Genomic DNA, 14487 nt, shown 5'->3' with positions numbered 1-14487 from the left:
AACAGGGTCTTGCATTCACAGCGCCGCATGGCAAGTCTGCGCCGCATGAAGACCGTGCACCAATCTCCGACCGAGCCCGAATTTGTTCAAAACCCCTACCCTTTCTACCGGGCAGCGCGCGATCAGGGTGATCTGGTATACTGGCAGGACTACGACATGCCCGCGGCGATGTCTCACGCGGCGGTCCAGGCGCTTTTGCGCGATCGGCGTTTCGGACGCGAAGTACCGCCAGAGATGGCCACAAAAGGCCCCGATCACCTTGCGCCGTGGCTGACGGTCGAAGCGCATTCGCTGCTCGAAGCCGAACCTCCGCGCCATACCCGCCTCCGCGCTCTGGTTCTGCGCGCCTTTACCTCGCGGGCTATCGGAGCGCTTGCACCGGACATCGAAAGGCTGTGTCACGACCTGATCGACGCGTTCCCCGATGCTCTTTTCGACCTTCTGGATGCCTATTGCACGCAGGTTCCAGTGATCACGATCTGCCGGCTGCTGGGTGTGCCCGAGAGCATGGCACCGCAGTTGTTGCAGTGGTCCCATGCCATGGTCGCCATGTATCAGGCCAGCCGCACCCGCGAGACCGAAGATCAGGCGGCACAGGCCTCCGCCGAGTTCTCGGCATTTCTGAACGACTACGTCTCTCACCGCCGATCCGAACCGAAAGACGATCTGATCACCCGTTTGATCACGGCAGAGGAAGACGGCGAGAAACTGTCACGCGACGAGTTGATCGCAACCTGCATCCTTTTGTTGAACGCCGGCCATGAGGCAACTGTTCATTCGCTGGGCAACGGCGTCAAAATACTTTTGGAGTCCGAAACCAGCCCTGATGCCCTGGGCACGGACACACTCGATACGACGGTCGAGGAGATCCTGCGCTTCGACCCGCCGCTGCATATGTTCACGCGATATGCCTATGAAGACGTCGAGGTTTTTGGCCATCAGTTTGCCCGCGGCGATCAGGTGGCGTTGATGCTTGGGGCCGCCAACCGTGACCCGGACGTCTGGACCGACCCGGACAAATTCGACCCGACCCGCAGCATTCAGGCCAACACGAGCTTTGGCGGTGGTTTGCATTTCTGCGTTGGCGCTCCGCTGGCCCGGCTGGAAATGCGGATCGCTCTGCCGGTTCTTTTTGACCGTTGCCCGGGTCTGCGACCGGCCGAATCCCCGGAATATGCCAACAAATACCACTTCCACGGGCTGACACGACTAATGGCCCAAGCCTGAGCGCCGATCAGGTGTCTGCCAAGGCGTTCAGGGGCAGCATGGTGGTCGACTTGATTTCTTCCATCGACAACAGCGCGGTGACGTTGTGCACGCGCACTTCCGAGATCAGCGCCTGATAAAACGCATCGTAGGCCCGTGCGTTCCTGACCCGAACTTTCAGAATGTAGTCGATGTCGCCAGCCAGACGATGCGCCTCTTGAACTTCGGGACGATCACGCAGGGCCTGCAGGAACTTGCGTTGCCAGTCCGCCTCATGCTCGGAGGTTCGGATCAGAACAAAGAACGTCGCCTCGAAACCCAGCGCCTCTGCGTCCAGCAAAACGGTCTGCTGACCGATGATTCCGGCCCTTTTCATCTTGCGGATCCGATTCCAAACGGGTGTCTTTGAACTGCCCACTTTGGCCGCGATTTCGTCCAGCGATTGACTGGCGTCTCGCTGCAGCTCGGCCAGAATTTTCCGATCCGTGTCGTCTATTCGAACCGACATTCCAATTTTCCTTCCGAATGAAAACCCATGTTCCGCCTGCCGCGCAATTCAGAACGCTTGTCCTTATTTGATCGGCAATATGGCATCTAGACGGGAATATTTCCTATATTGAGGGCCAAGTCAAACAACAGCCAGGGCTACCCAATGAAGGCCACGCAGACAAAAGGACAAACGGGACAGGTCGACTTCGTCGGCGCAGGACCCGGTGATCCTGAATTGCTGACACTCAAGGCCCTGTCCGCATTCCAGCGGGCCGAGGTTGTTTTGCATGATCGCCTGATCAGCGCAGAGGTTTTGCAACTAGCCGGTCAGAACGCCCGGCTGGTCGACGTGGGCAAGGCCGGCTTTGGTCCGTCTTGGAAGCAGAGTGACATCAACGCATTGCTGGTTGACTACGCACTCAAGGGACAGCGGGTGGTTCGCCTCAAATCCGGTGACGCGACCCTCTTCGGCCGGCTGGACGAAGAGATCGATGCACTGGACGCCGCGGGTATCCCGTGGACGATCGTTCCGGGCATTACGGCTGCCTCGGCGGCGGTGGCCGGAATTGGCCAAAGCCTGACCCGACGCGGCCGAAACTCCTCGGTCCGGTTTCTGACCGGGCACGACATGGAGGGCTTTGCCGATCACGACTGGGCTGCGCTGGCCCGTCCGGGGTCGGTTGCAGCCATCTACATGGGCAAGAAATCCGCCCGCTTCATTCAAGGACGCCTGATCATGCACGGCGCCGATCGCGCCACGCCGGTCACGTTGGTCGAAAATGCCTCGCGACCTGATCAGCGCGTTGTCGCCACGACGCTGGATCAACTGCCTGCAGACCTCGCCGCTGCCGGCCTCGACGGTCCTGCACTCACATTCTATGGCCTGGCCCCGCGCGACGCGGCCAAAGCCGTCACTGAATTCAACAAGGAGCTTGCCTGATGGCCCGCGCTTTTACCCCCAAAGTCGTTACCGCAAATGACCTGCTGGAAGGCGACGTGATCTATCTGACCGCCGATGACCGCTGGTCGCGAGATCTGCGCGAGGCCGAGCTGATCACCGACGAAGCGCACGCTCAGCTGCGTCTTCTGGATGCACAGAAGCAAGTCGACAAGATCGTAGGTGCCTATCTCGCCGATGTCGTTGCGGGCGAAAACGGTCCTGAACCCACCCATTTTCGGGAAGACTTCCGCCGGACTGGTCCGTCCAACTATGCCCACGGCAAACAGGAATCTTCCCCGCAGCCCCGGGTCTGACCTCAGGCCCCTCTCTCCCCGTAAAAAGGCCCCGGATCCGGGGCTGCAACAAAGGACAGCCAAAGATGTACCGCTACTCCGAGTTTGACAGAGCATTCCTGGCCGAGCGCAACGCACAGTTCCGCGCCCAGGTCGAACGCCGCATCGACGGCTCGCTGACCGAGGACGAGTTCAAGCCCCTGCGCCTGATGAACGGCCTGTATCTGCAATTGCACGCCTACATGCTGCGGGTGGCCATCCCCTATGGCACGCTAAACAGCGCCCAGATGCGGCAGCTGGCCCTACTGGCCGAGAAGTGGGACAAGGGCTACGGCCATTTCACCACGCGCCAGAACATCCAGTACAACTGGCCCAAGCTGCGCGACGTGCCCGACATGCTGGACGCGCTGGCCGAGGTCGGCCTGCACGCGATCCAGACCAGCGGCAACACCATCCGCAACGTGACCGCCGACCATTTCGCCGGTGCCGCAGCGGATGAAATCGCCGACCCGCGCCCCTATGCCGAGCTGCTGCGCCAGTGGTCCACCGACCACCCGGAATTCCAGTTCATGCCGCGCAAGTTCAAGATCGCCATCACCGGGTCCGAGCATGACCGCGCCGTGATCAAGGCCCATGACATCGGCCTGCAACTGATCGAGCGCGACGGCGTTTTGGGCGCCCGCGTCTTGGTGGGTGGCGGTCTGGGCCGCACGCCGATGATCGGCAAGGAGCTGTCTGATTTCGTCGCCTTTGACGACCTGCTGGCTTATCTGGAGGCCACAGTTTCCGTGTGGAACCAGATTGGCCGCCGCGACAACAAGTACAAGGCCCGCATCAAGATCACCGTGCATGAGCATGGCATCGACGCGATCCGCTCCAAGGTGAACGAGCGCTTCCTGCAGGTCCGCCCGCAGTTCAAGGGTGCCGACATGGCGCTGCTGGATCAGATTAAGGCGCATTTCGCCCCGCCCGCCTTCCGCAAAGGCTCGGTCGCGGCGTTCGAGAGCGCCTATTCGAACGACCCGGTGTTCCGCTCGTGGATCGACACCAACATCGCGCCGCACAAGCAGGCGGATCACGCGATCGTCACGATCTCGATCAAGAAGCACGGCCAGACGCCGGGTGATGCAACCGCCGAGCAGATGCGCGTGATGGCCGATCTGGCCGAGCAATATTCCTATGACGAGCTGCGCATCAGCCACGAGCAGAACGTGATCCTGCCGCATGTCCACAAATCGGACCTGCCCGCGATCCATGCCAAGCTGAAAGAGCACGGTCTGGCCACCGCGAATATCGGTCTGATCAGCGACATCATCGCCTGCCCCGGCATGGACTATTGCGCGCTAGCGACGGCCCGCTCGATCCCGGTGGCGCAGCAGATCGCGACCCGGTTCGACGAGCTGAAGCTGGAGCACGACATCGGCCACCTGAAGATCAAGATCTCGGGCTGCATCAACGCCTGCGGGCATCACCACGTGGGTCACATCGGCATCCTGGGCCTGGATCGCGCGGGCGTCGAGAACTACCAGATCACGCTGGGCGGAGACGCCACCGAAACGGCCGCCATCGGCGACCGCACCGGTCCGGGCTTTGCCTATGACGAGATCGTGCCCGCGGTCGAACGTATCGTGGAAACCTATCTGGAACAGCGCACAAGCGCCGAGGAGACCTTTTTGGAAACCTACCGCCGTGTTGGAATGGCGCCATTCAAGGCGGCCCTCTACCCCGAGGCGCGGGCCAATGCCGCTTGACCTGATCCAGACGGAACTGGGCCGGGAACGACGCGAACTGACCGAAAAGGTCGAGGCGCTGAACGCCCGGTTCCGCCACCACAGCGCACATGACGTCATGCATGGTGCGCTTGAGGAGGCGGGCAACCTGGCGCTGGTTTCCAGCTTCGGTGCCGAGTCGGTGGTGTTGCTGCACATGGCTGCCGTGGTCGACAAGGCCACGCCGGTCCTGTTCATCGACACGATGATGCTGTTTGCCGAGACGCTAGAATATCAACATGAGGTCAGCGAGCGTCTGGGTCTGAAGAACGTCCAGATCATCCGCGCGGATGACGAGGATATTCAGCGCGAAGACCCCTATGGCGCACTGCGGCTGCGCGACATGGATGCCTGCTGCAACCTGCGCAAGACCTTCCCCTTGCAGCGGGCCTTGGCGGGCTATGAAGGCTGGATTACAGGGCGAAAGCGGTTCCAATCCGGTACCCGCGCCACGCTCGAGTTCTTCGAGGTCGAGGACGGCACCGGCCGGATCAAGGTGAACCCTCTGGCGCATTGGGCGCCTCAGGACGTGCGCGCCTACATGGAAGAAAACCGCCTGCCCCGGCATCCGTTGGTGGCAAAGGGCTATCCCTCGATCGGCTGTGCGCCCTGCACCTCGCCGGTGAAGGATGGCGAAGATCCCCGCGCCGGACGCTGGCGCGATCAGAACAAGGAAGAATGCGGCATCCATTTCGTCGACGGCAAAATGGTACGCAGCGGAGAGAAAACATGAACGTGATCGTGAATGACCGGGGCTTTGCCCCTGATGACTGGACCAACGGCTTTGTCACCCTCGAAGATGCCGCAAACGATGTGATCGCACTGGACGTCACCTCGGATACGGACCCCGACGAATTGTTCGAACGGCTTGGAAACACGCGCATGGTGCGCGTCGACTTTCCGTCCTTTGCCGATGGCCGAGGCTTTACCATTGCCCGTACGCTGCGCCTGAAGGGCTACGAAGGCCGCCTGCGCGCTAAAGGACACGTGTTGGCCGACCAATACGCGATGGCTCGGCGCAGCGGCTTCGATGAAGTCGAGATTGACGCAGACCTTGCCGCCCGCCAACCCGAGGACCAATGGCTGGCCCGCGCCAACTGGCAGGACCACGATTATCAGGCCCGCCTGCGCGGCTGACGCAACGATCGGGGCAATCTGCCCCCTTTTCCTGACCTGGATCAAAGCTTAAACGGAGATGCCGGTTTACCAGACCGGTAGTGAAACGATGACAGAGATGAAGCCCGTGACCGAAGCAACCGCCGTGAAGGCCCCCGTCCTGCCGGACGCCCAGACCGTTCTGGAAGTGAAACACTGGACCGACCGCCTGTTTTCGTTCAAGGTCACGCGTCCGCAATCGCTGCGCTTCCGCTCGGGCGAATTCGTTATGATCGGCCTTTTGGGCGACAACGGAAAACCGTTGCTGCGCGCCTATTCGATCGCGTCGCCGTCGTGGGACGAGGAACTGGAATTCTATTCGATCAAGGTGCAGGACGGCCCGCTGACCTCGAAACTGCAGCACATCCAGCCCGGCGATCAGATCATTCTGCGGCCCAAACCTGTGGGTACGCTGGTGCATGATGCACTGCTGCCGGGCAAGCGCCTGTGGTTCTTTGCCACCGGAACCGGGTTTGCCCCCTTTGCCTCGCTGCTGCGCGAGCCGCAGACCTATGAGGACTACGACGAGGTCATCATCACCCACACCTGCCGCGAGGTGGCGGAGCTGGAATATGGCCGCCAGCTAATCGAGAACATCCGCAAGGACGAGTTGCTGGCCGAACTGATCGGCGAAGGTTTCGCCGACAAGATCCGCTATTACCCGACCACCACCCGCGAACAGAGCCCCAAGATGGGCCGGATCACCGACCTGCTGAAGGACGGAACCGTCTTCAAGGATCTGGGCATCGAAGGCGGCATCAAGCCCGAGACCGACCGCGCCATGGTCTGCGGCAGCCTGGCCTTCAACCACGACATCAAGGCCATTCTCGAAGAGTTTGGCCTGCGCGAGGGTGCGAACTCGGACCCCAAGGAATTCGTGATCGAAAAAGCCTTTGTCGGCTGAGCCGAGATCCGGGCCGGCGAACGCCCGTTCCGCCGGCCCGAGCACCGCGTCGACACGTGCGAATTTCGTGTCATAGCACCTATATGGCGCTTGAAAGAACCTTCGTCTCAGTTTAAGTTCCCGGCTCGGAAATCGGCAATTATCAAAGGAATGAACCCATAGCCCGCAGACCTCACAACGCGCCGCCACAACGTGATACCGGCCCGCGCGTCAATGAAAAGATCCGTGCCCCCGAAATTCGCCTGATCGGCGCCGAAGGTGAGAATGTCGGGGTGGTTCATCCCGCCAAGGCCATGCAGATGGCAGCCGATGCCGGTCTTGATCTGGTCGAGATCTCGCCCAACGCGAATCCGCCGGTCTGCAAGATCATGGACTTTGGCAAGTTCAAGTACGAGCAGCAGAAACGCGAAAGCGAAGCCCGCAAGAAACAGAAGATCATCGAGGTGAAAGAGGTCAAGTTCCGGCCCAACACCGATACGCATGACTACGACGTCAAGATGCGGAACGTTTTCAAGTTTCTCGAGAATGGCGACAAGGTCAAAGTGACCCTGCGCTTCCGCGGCCGGGAAATGGCGCACCAGAACCTGGGACGTGAACTGCTTGAGCGCGTGGCGGAAGACGTCAAGGAAATCGGCAAGATCGAAAACATGCCGAAGATGGAAGGCCGCCAGATGATCATGATGATCGGACCGCTTCCCCAGAAGTGACGGCACATGGATCCGAGTGACCAAAGCTCCCTTGTTCGAGGGAGCTTTTTTATTTGTGGGTCAAAGTCAGGGCGGCGTGTCAGATTGCTTTGGAAATCGCACCCGACAACTTGTCCACCAGTTCGTCCAACTGCGGCTCTTCGATGATGAATGGCGGGGCCAGAAGCACATGGTCGCCTCTCCTGCCGTCGCGTGTTCCGGACATCGGATAGCAGATCAAACCCGCTTCGACGGCGGCTTTCTTGATCTTGGCCGCCACTCCCCGGGCCGGGTCAAACGGTTCGCGCGTATCTCTGTCAGCCACCAGTTCGATGCCTCGGAACAGGCCGCGACCACGGATGTCCCCGACATTGGGATGCTGGCCAAAGGCCGCCTCGAGTTTGGCTTGCAGTTTGTCACCCATGTCGCGGGCACGGGCCGGCAAATCGCGCGAGGTAAGTTCTGTCACAACAGCCAGGGCTGCCGCCGTGGCCACCGGGTGTCCGACATAGGTATGGCCGTGCTGGAAGAAACCCGAGCCATTTCGGATGGCGTCATAAATTCGATCGGTGCACAGCGTGGCACCGATGGGTTGATATCCAGCCCCCAAGCCCTTGGCGATGCAAAGAATATCCGGCGCCACCCCATCGTGGTCGCAGGCAAACAGATGGCCGGTCCGGCCCATGCCGCACATGACCTCGTCGAGGATCAACAACACGCCGTATTGATCACAGATTTCGCGGATCCGCTTGTAATACCCCTCGACCGCGGGGACGGCGCCCAACGTGGCCCCGACCACCGGTTCCGCCATAAACGCCATCACGGTCTCGGGGCCCAGCCGCAGGATCTCCACCTCAAGCTCATTCGCCACGCGTTGGCCATAGTCATAGCTGCTCTCGCCTTCGGGCTTTTCGGCGTATTCATAGCAGGGCGCGATATGGCTCATCTCGATCAGCATTGGTGCGAATTGAGCCCGTCGCCATGCATTTCCGCCCGCTGAAAGCGCGCCCAGCGTATTGCCATGATAGCTCTGCCGCCGTGCGATAACCCGAGACCGCTCGGGTTGCCCGATTTCAAGGAAGTACTGGCGCGCCAGCTTGATCGCGGCCTCGGTCGCCTCGGACCCGCCGGACACGAAATAGACCCGGTCCAACGATGCGCGCGCGTGCTGGATCAGCAGATCTGCCAGGGCTTCGGCCGGTTCCGAGGTCATGAAGCCAGTATGGGCAAAAGCGATCTTCTGAACCTGCTCCTGCACCGCGTGGATCACTGCCGGGTTTGAATGTCCCAGGCACGACACGGCCGCATCCCCACAGTCGAGATACCGTTTGCCCTGTGCGTCGATCAAATAGCACCCGTCACCGCCGACAGCGACCGGCAATTCCGCCTTGGTGTGGCGCGGAAATACATGGCTCATATCATTGTCCTTTCAGCAAAGCGATCAAAGCCGCAACCGAGGCCGCGTTGTCCGTCCATCGGGTTCCATCCGAGTTCGTCAGGCTGTTCTCAAAACCGACCCTGACATCGCCGCCACGAGCGGCCGCAGCCGCCAGACAGGCGTGTTCCAGACGCCCGAAAGCACAAACCATCCAAGGCGTACGAGCAGCGGGAAAGGCGTCCAGATCCGCCGGTTGGGATTCCTGCCCGGTGGCATAGCGTCCCAGCACCAGCAAGCGGTCTTCCTGCTCGCGCCGCACGACCCCATCCGACTGCCATCGCTCCAACAGATCCGCATCCGTCGAATCGTAGAGGATATGCTGCACCCGAGTTCCCTGTTCCGCACACAGCCCATAAATCCGAGGGGCCAGATCGGGCGCGCGCGCAACTTCCCGAACCGAGATCGAGGCCCATTTCGGGGCCACCTGCTGCAGGCACTCCAACTGCGCAGAAACGTCAAAGATACCGGCGGCCTCGGTCGTGATCTGAACATCCATAGTGGGCACGGTTCGGGCAAGCTCGGCCATAGCCTCCCGATAGCGCCCTGCATCCAGAGAATGCGCGCCCTGCCCATCCCTGACATGCAGGTGCAACCCGTTTGCCCCGGCCGCGTGGCAGGCAATGGCCGTCTCCGCAATCTTACCGGTCGAAACCGGCAAGGCGGGGTGATCCGCATGACTGCGTCGCGCACCGTTCGGTGCGACCAAAACATACGGAAGCGACGAAGCCTGTGTGTCAGACATTGAATCATCCTATCGGTTTCTTGCGTGCTTAGCTCGTGTGAGGATGTTTTTCTCTTGTAATAATCATAACATTTGTTTTTCTCCCATCATGACACCCTCAACTCACCACCTGATGGATCGGCTGCGCCGAGAGATCGACCATTTGCCGGCCCAATTGCAGGCCGCAACAAAATACATCATCGACCATCCGGGCGATTTCGGAATCGACTCCATCCGCGTGTCTGCCGAAAAGATCGGCGTCAGCACAAACGTGATCGTTCGTCTGGCACAGCATCTTGGTTTTGATGGCTTCGAAGCCTTTCGCCGCCCTTTCCGCAGGGATCTTGTGACAGACAGCGAAGACCGCCTCAGCCGGGATTGGCTGACCCAGTTGAATGCCGGCGATGCCTTTGCGTCGGCACAGGCCAGCTATGCCCGCAACGAAATGAACGTGGTGTCACGTTCGTTGCGCCAGCTGGATCCGGGCAAGGTCAGATCCGCAGTCACCCTGATGTCCGATGCTTCCCAGTGCTTGGTCACCGCAACCCGCGCAAGCTATGCCTTGGCCTATTACTTCCACTACGCCGGACGTATGGCCCACCCGGGAATGCAGTTGATCCCAAGGCATATGGGATCGGCCATCGACGATCTTCTGAGCGCGGGCGAAACCGACTGCCTGTTCGCGATCACCGTTCAACCCTATTCGGCCGACACGATACGTGCCATCCGGTTTGCCCGGGAAAAGGGTATGCGTGTTGTTCTGCTGGCCGACAGCGATGTCATTGCTCCGGGGGTCGAGGCGGACGTGACCTTGACCGTCAGCACCCGATCACAGCATCAGTTCTCCAGCTTCTCCGGAGCGATGGCCGTTCTCGAAGTTCTTCTGAGCCACCTTTTCGCGGTCAAGGGCGACGCGACTTATCACCGGGTTCAGGACTATCAGAAAGCGCGCGAGGATGCGGGAGCCTACTGGCAGCCCAAAAGGCTTCCGCGTGTCGCGAAAAAGAAATAGGCCCCGGAACACGTCCGAGGCCCAAAGCAGTCACCGAGACCGCGTCACATGCAGGCCTGAACCGCCCGCCGGGTCATGACACTCACCAAGTGCGCGCGGTAGCCTTTGCTGCCGTGCAGATCTCCGATCATGTTCATCGGGTTGACCCGAAGATCCATAAGGGCATCGGGCCGGAATTCCTTGCTCAGCGCCTGCTCGGCTTCGCTCCAACGGAACACGCCGTCTTCGCTGGCTCCGGTCACGGCAACGCGCACCCCGTCCGCGAAGCGGGCAAGGAAAACACCCACCAGCGCAAAGCGCGAGGCAGGCTGCAGAAACTTCTGGTAACTCGCTGCCTGCGGTACCGGGAACCGGACCGTCGTGATCAGCTCGCCCTCGTCCAGCGCTGTCGTGAACATGCCCTGAAAGAAGTCATCCGCGGCGATTTCGCGCGCATTCGTACGAATGGTCGCGCCTGACCCCAATGCAGCTGCGGGGTAGCAGGCCGCCGGATCGTTGTTGGCCAGTGACCCGCCTATCGTGCCTCTGTTGCGAACGGCAGGATCACCGATATGCCCCGCCAGATCAGCCAGCGCGGGATACTTGCCCGCAACTTCTGCTGCTACCGTGGCATGCGTGGTCGCCGCTCCAATCGAAATCGACCCATCATCTTCGATGCAGACGCCCTTCAACTCGGGAATGGCACCCAGGCTCACCAGCGTCGCGGGTGAGGCCAGTCTTTGCTTCATCGTCGGGATCAGGGTCTGACCGCCCCCCAACGCCTGTGCATCCTCTCCCGCCAACGCGGCAACCGCATCAGCAATGGTCGAGGGGTTCTTGAACTCGAAATTGTACATTTCGCTTTTCCTTTCCGAAAGGCGCGGAACCGCCCTTCATCTGGCATTTGATTGACCAGGGAGCGCGAGGGGCTGGCCCCTCGCACACCAACCTCTCCACTCAGCTGTTCATCGCCGCCCAAACACGCGACGGGCTGACCGGCATGTCGATGTGGTCCACCGCCTTGCCACCCGAGTTCAGCGCATCGATCACGGCATTGACCACCGCAGGCGGCGATCCAATCGCCCCGGCCTCGCCGCAGCCCTTCACGCCCAGCGGGTTGTGCGTACATGGCGTCTGGCTGGAATGATCGACGGTATAGAACGGCACGTCATCGGCCCGCGGCATGGCATAGTCCATGAAGGACGCGCTCAGCAGCTGGCCGTTTTCGTCATAGACGCAGTTCTCCAGCAAGGCCTGACCGATCCCCTGTCCGATGCCGCCATGCACCTGACCGTCAACGATCATCGGGTTGATGATGTTGCCGAAATCATCCGCCGCGGTGAACCGTTCGATGGTCACCTGTCCGGTCTCGGGGTCAACTTCGACCTCGCAGGCATAGGCGCCGGCCGGGAAGGTAAAGTTGGCCGGATCATAGAACGCAGTCTCTTCCAGGCCCGGCTCGACCTCCAGCGGAAAGTTGTGCGGCACATAGGCCGTTAGGGTCACATCCCCCCAGGCCACCGACTTGTCGGTGCCGGCCACGGTGAACTGGCCATCCTTCAGCTCGATATCGGCCTCGGAGGCTTCCAGCAGATGCGCCGCGATCTTCTTGGCCTTGTCGATCACCTTCTCGGTCGCCTTGACCATGGCCGAACCACAGACCGCCAGCGAGCGCGAGCCATAGGTTCCCATGCCGAACGGGATCTTCGAGGTATCGCCGTGCACGATCTCGACCATCGACTCGTCGATGCCGATCATGTCGGCCACGACCTGCGGAAAGGCGGTCTCGTGCCCCTGCCCGTGGCTGTGCGCCCCGACCATGACGCTGATCGAGCCGGTGGCGTTCACCCGCACGGTTGCCGCGTCATACAGGCCCGCACGCGCCCCCAGCATGCCTACGATGTTCGAAGGCGCGATGCCGCAGGCCTCGATATAGCAGTTCACGCCCAGGCCGCGCAGCTTGCCACGCGCCTCGCTTTCGGCGCGACGTGCCGGGAAGCCCGCGAAATCGGCGGCCTGCTCCAGCTTGTCCATGGTGCCTTTGTAGTCGCCGGTGTCATAGGTCAGCGCCACCGGCGTGTCATAGGGGAACTGCGTGATGAAGTTCTGCCGACGCAGCGCCACCGGGTCGACGCCCAGCTCGCGCGCGGCCTTGTCGATCACGCGCTCCAGTTGATAGGTCGCCTCGGGACGGCCTGCGCCGCGATAGGCATCCACCGGTACGGTGTTGGTGAACATCGCCCGCACGTTCACCTGAATGACCGGCGTCTTGTAGTTGCCCGCCATCAGCGTCCCGTGCAGCCAAGTGGGTACCGAGCTGGAAAATGTCGACAGATACGCCCCAAGGTTGGCAAAAGTGTTTGTCCGCAGCCCGACGAAATTGTTGTCGGCATCCAGCGCCAGTTCGATCTTGCTGACATGGTCGCGGCCCTGTGCGTCCGACATGAACGCCTCGGAACGGCTGGCCGTCCACTTGACCGGGCGATTGCAGGCCTTGGCCGCGAAGGTACAGAACGCCTCTTCTGCGTAGTGGAAGATCTTGGTGCCGAAACCCCCACCCACATCCGGCGCCACGACGCGGACCTTGTGCTCGGGCAGGCCCAGCACGAAGGCGCACATCAACAGCCGGATCACATGCGGGTTCTGCGACGTGGTATAGAGCGTGTATTCATCCGTGCCCCGGCTGTATTCCGCCACGGCCACGCGCGGTTCCATCGGGTTGGCGACCAGACGGTTGTTCACCAGTTCCAAGGTGGTGACATGCGCCGCATTGGCGAACACCTCGTTCACCTTGGCATCGTCGGCCTCGCCCAACTGCCAGTCATAGCAGATGTTGTTTTTCAGATCGTCATGGACCAGCGGCGCGCCCTCTTCGGCGGCGGCTTTCATGTCCAGAACCGCGGGCAGTTCCTCGATATCCACGTCGATCGCCTCGGCCGCGTCACGGGCCTGCTCAAGACTGTCGGCCACGACGGCCGCGATCGGGTCGCCCACATGGCGCACTTTGCCTTGCGCCAGGATCGGGTGCGGCGGTTCCTGCATGGGCGCGCCGTGCTTGTCGGTCACCTCCCAGCCGCAGGGCATGCCGCCCACGCCTTCGAAATCCTTGCCGGTAAACACCCGGACCACGCCGGGCATGGACTCGGCGGCGGACGTGTCGATGCTTTTGATCCGGCCATGCGCGATGTCGGATCGCAGGAAATACACATAGGCCTGACCACGTACGTTGATGTCGTCGGTGTAATTGCCCGCTCCGGTCAAAAAGCGCACGTCCTCGCGGCGCTTGGAACTGGCTCCGATGCCACTGTCTTTGGGCATAGCTTGTTCTCCTCCCATAAACGGATGCTTGCGTGCATCCCAGTCATCCCACGGGCGCGTCCTTCTGCGCCCGCAGCGGCATCACTCGGCGGCGATGTGGCTGACGTCTTGGCCGGACGCGGCCATGATCGCCTTGACGATGTTGTGGTAACCGGTGCAGCGGCACAGGTTGCCTTCCAGGTATTTGCGGATTTCGGCCTCGGTCGGGCGCGGGTTATCCTTCAGCAGGGCCGCTGCCGACATCACCATGCCGGGCGTGCAGAAACCGCATTGCAGGCCATGATGATCCTGGAACGCCTGCTGGATCACATTCAAGGAGCCGTCCGGGTTGGCCTGCCCTTCGATGGTGCCGACATCGGCCCCGTCCGCCTCGAGCGCCAGCATGTTGCAGGACTTCACCGCCTCGCCGTTCACATGAACCACGCAGGCGCCGCATTGGGCCGTGTCACAGCCCACATGGGTACCGGTCAGCGACAGGTGATCGCGCAGAAAGCTGGACAGCAGCGTCCGGCCTTCGACATCACCGCTCACGGTCTTTCCGTTCACGGTCATTGAGACCTGTGTCATAAGTTCCTCC

General features: G+C 61.3%; 15 protein-coding genes. 9 read left to right on the top strand and 6 right to left on the bottom strand.

Going from position 1 to position 14487, the window contains the following annotated elements; all coding sequences use genetic code 11:
* Nucleotides 1-45: 45 nt before the first annotated feature.
* A complete protein-coding gene (locus tag ACR0DA_RS04955) occupies nucleotides 46-1227 on the top strand; it encodes a cytochrome P450 (RefSeq protein ID WP_170600698.1) in 1182 nt (393 codons plus the stop codon).
* A 7-nt stretch (nucleotides 1228-1234) separates the two neighbouring features.
* Here the strand turns inward: ACR0DA_RS04955 and ACR0DA_RS04950 are convergent, their stop codons facing one another.
* Nucleotides 1235-1714, bottom strand: coding sequence for an Lrp/AsnC family transcriptional regulator (locus ACR0DA_RS04950; protein WP_480753161.1), 480 nt, complete (start codon nucleotides 1712-1714; stop codon nucleotides 1235-1237).
* A gap of 144 nt (nucleotides 1715-1858) precedes the next feature.
* Between ACR0DA_RS04950 and cobA the strand changes: the two genes are divergently transcribed.
* The 7 genes from cobA (at nucleotide 1859) to infC (ending at nucleotide 7463) form a co-directional block, all read left to right on the top strand.
* Entirely contained in the window at nucleotides 1859-2635 is a 777-nt protein-coding gene (gene cobA, locus ACR0DA_RS04945; RefSeq protein WP_480753160.1) for a uroporphyrinogen-III C-methyltransferase, read from the top strand.
* Nucleotides 2635-2949 (top strand): DUF2849 domain-containing protein, encoded by a 315-nt coding sequence (locus ACR0DA_RS04940; protein WP_093961929.1) that lies wholly within the window; start codon nucleotides 2635-2637, stop codon nucleotides 2947-2949. Before cobA ends, ACR0DA_RS04940 begins: the two co-directional genes overlap by 1 nt.
* 65 nt (nucleotides 2950-3014) lie before the next feature.
* The gene (locus tag ACR0DA_RS04935; protein ID WP_480753158.1) at nucleotides 3015-4679 is read left to right on the top strand and encodes a nitrite/sulfite reductase; all 1665 of its coding nucleotides are present in this window, start codon (nucleotides 3015-3017) and stop codon (nucleotides 4677-4679) included.
* A complete protein-coding gene (locus tag ACR0DA_RS04930) occupies nucleotides 4669-5430 on the top strand; it encodes a phosphoadenylyl-sulfate reductase (RefSeq protein WP_170442598.1) in 762 nt (253 codons plus the stop codon). Before ACR0DA_RS04935 ends, ACR0DA_RS04930 begins: the two co-directional genes overlap by 11 nt.
* A complete protein-coding gene (locus tag ACR0DA_RS04925) occupies nucleotides 5427-5834 on the top strand; it encodes a DUF934 domain-containing protein (RefSeq protein WP_170442596.1) in 408 nt (135 codons plus the stop codon). Before ACR0DA_RS04930 ends, ACR0DA_RS04925 begins: the two co-directional genes overlap by 4 nt.
* Nucleotides 5835-5922: 88 nt before the next feature.
* Nucleotides 5923-6756, top strand: a complete 834-nt coding sequence (locus tag ACR0DA_RS04920) for a ferredoxin--NADP reductase (protein ID WP_170339407.1) — start codon at nucleotides 5923-5925, stop codon at nucleotides 6754-6756.
* Nucleotides 6757-6887: 131 nt separating this feature from the next.
* Complete coding sequence (gene infC / locus ACR0DA_RS04915; protein WP_311201685.1) at nucleotides 6888-7463, top strand: translation initiation factor IF-3; 576 nt, start codon at nucleotides 6888-6890, stop codon at nucleotides 7461-7463.
* Between the two features lie 79 nt (nucleotides 7464-7542).
* Here the strand turns inward: infC and ACR0DA_RS04910 are convergent, their stop codons facing one another.
* Nucleotides 7543-8859 (bottom strand): aspartate aminotransferase family protein, encoded by a 1317-nt coding sequence (locus tag ACR0DA_RS04910; protein ID WP_480753156.1) that lies wholly within the window; start codon nucleotides 8857-8859, stop codon nucleotides 7543-7545.
* Between the two features lies 1 nt (nucleotide 8860).
* Entirely contained in the window at nucleotides 8861-9622 is a 762-nt protein-coding gene (locus ACR0DA_RS04905; protein WP_170600660.1) for a beta-keto acid cleavage family enzyme, read from the bottom strand.
* A gap of 88 nt (nucleotides 9623-9710) precedes the next feature.
* On the opposite strand from ACR0DA_RS04905, the gene ACR0DA_RS04900 reads away from it, so the two are divergent.
* A complete protein-coding gene (locus ACR0DA_RS04900; RefSeq protein WP_480753155.1) occupies nucleotides 9711-10613 on the top strand; it encodes a MurR/RpiR family transcriptional regulator in 903 nt (300 codons plus the stop codon).
* Between the two features lie 44 nt (nucleotides 10614-10657).
* Here ACR0DA_RS04900 and ACR0DA_RS04895 read toward each other — a convergent pair whose 3' ends face one another.
* The 3 genes from ACR0DA_RS04895 to ACR0DA_RS04885 all read right to left on the bottom strand — a co-directional run bounded on the left by ACR0DA_RS04895 (nucleotide 10658) and on the right by ACR0DA_RS04885 (nucleotide 14477).
* Nucleotides 10658-11449, bottom strand: a complete 792-nt coding sequence (locus ACR0DA_RS04895) for an FAD binding domain-containing protein (RefSeq protein ID WP_480753153.1) — start codon at nucleotides 11447-11449, stop codon at nucleotides 10658-10660.
* A gap of 100 nt (nucleotides 11450-11549) precedes the next feature.
* Nucleotides 11550-13910, bottom strand: a complete 2361-nt coding sequence (locus ACR0DA_RS04890) for a xanthine dehydrogenase family protein molybdopterin-binding subunit (protein WP_480753152.1) — start codon at nucleotides 13908-13910, stop codon at nucleotides 11550-11552.
* Between the two features lie 81 nt (nucleotides 13911-13991).
* Complete coding sequence (locus ACR0DA_RS04885) at nucleotides 13992-14477, bottom strand: (2Fe-2S)-binding protein (RefSeq protein WP_170357646.1); 486 nt, start codon at nucleotides 14475-14477, stop codon at nucleotides 13992-13994.
* Nucleotides 14478-14487 lie beyond the last annotated feature (10 nt).

It is taken from the genome of Ruegeria sp. CI8 (assembly GCF_056536865.1).
Note: the sequence above shows the minus strand (reverse complement) of the source record. Positions and strands in the feature narration are given on the sequence as shown.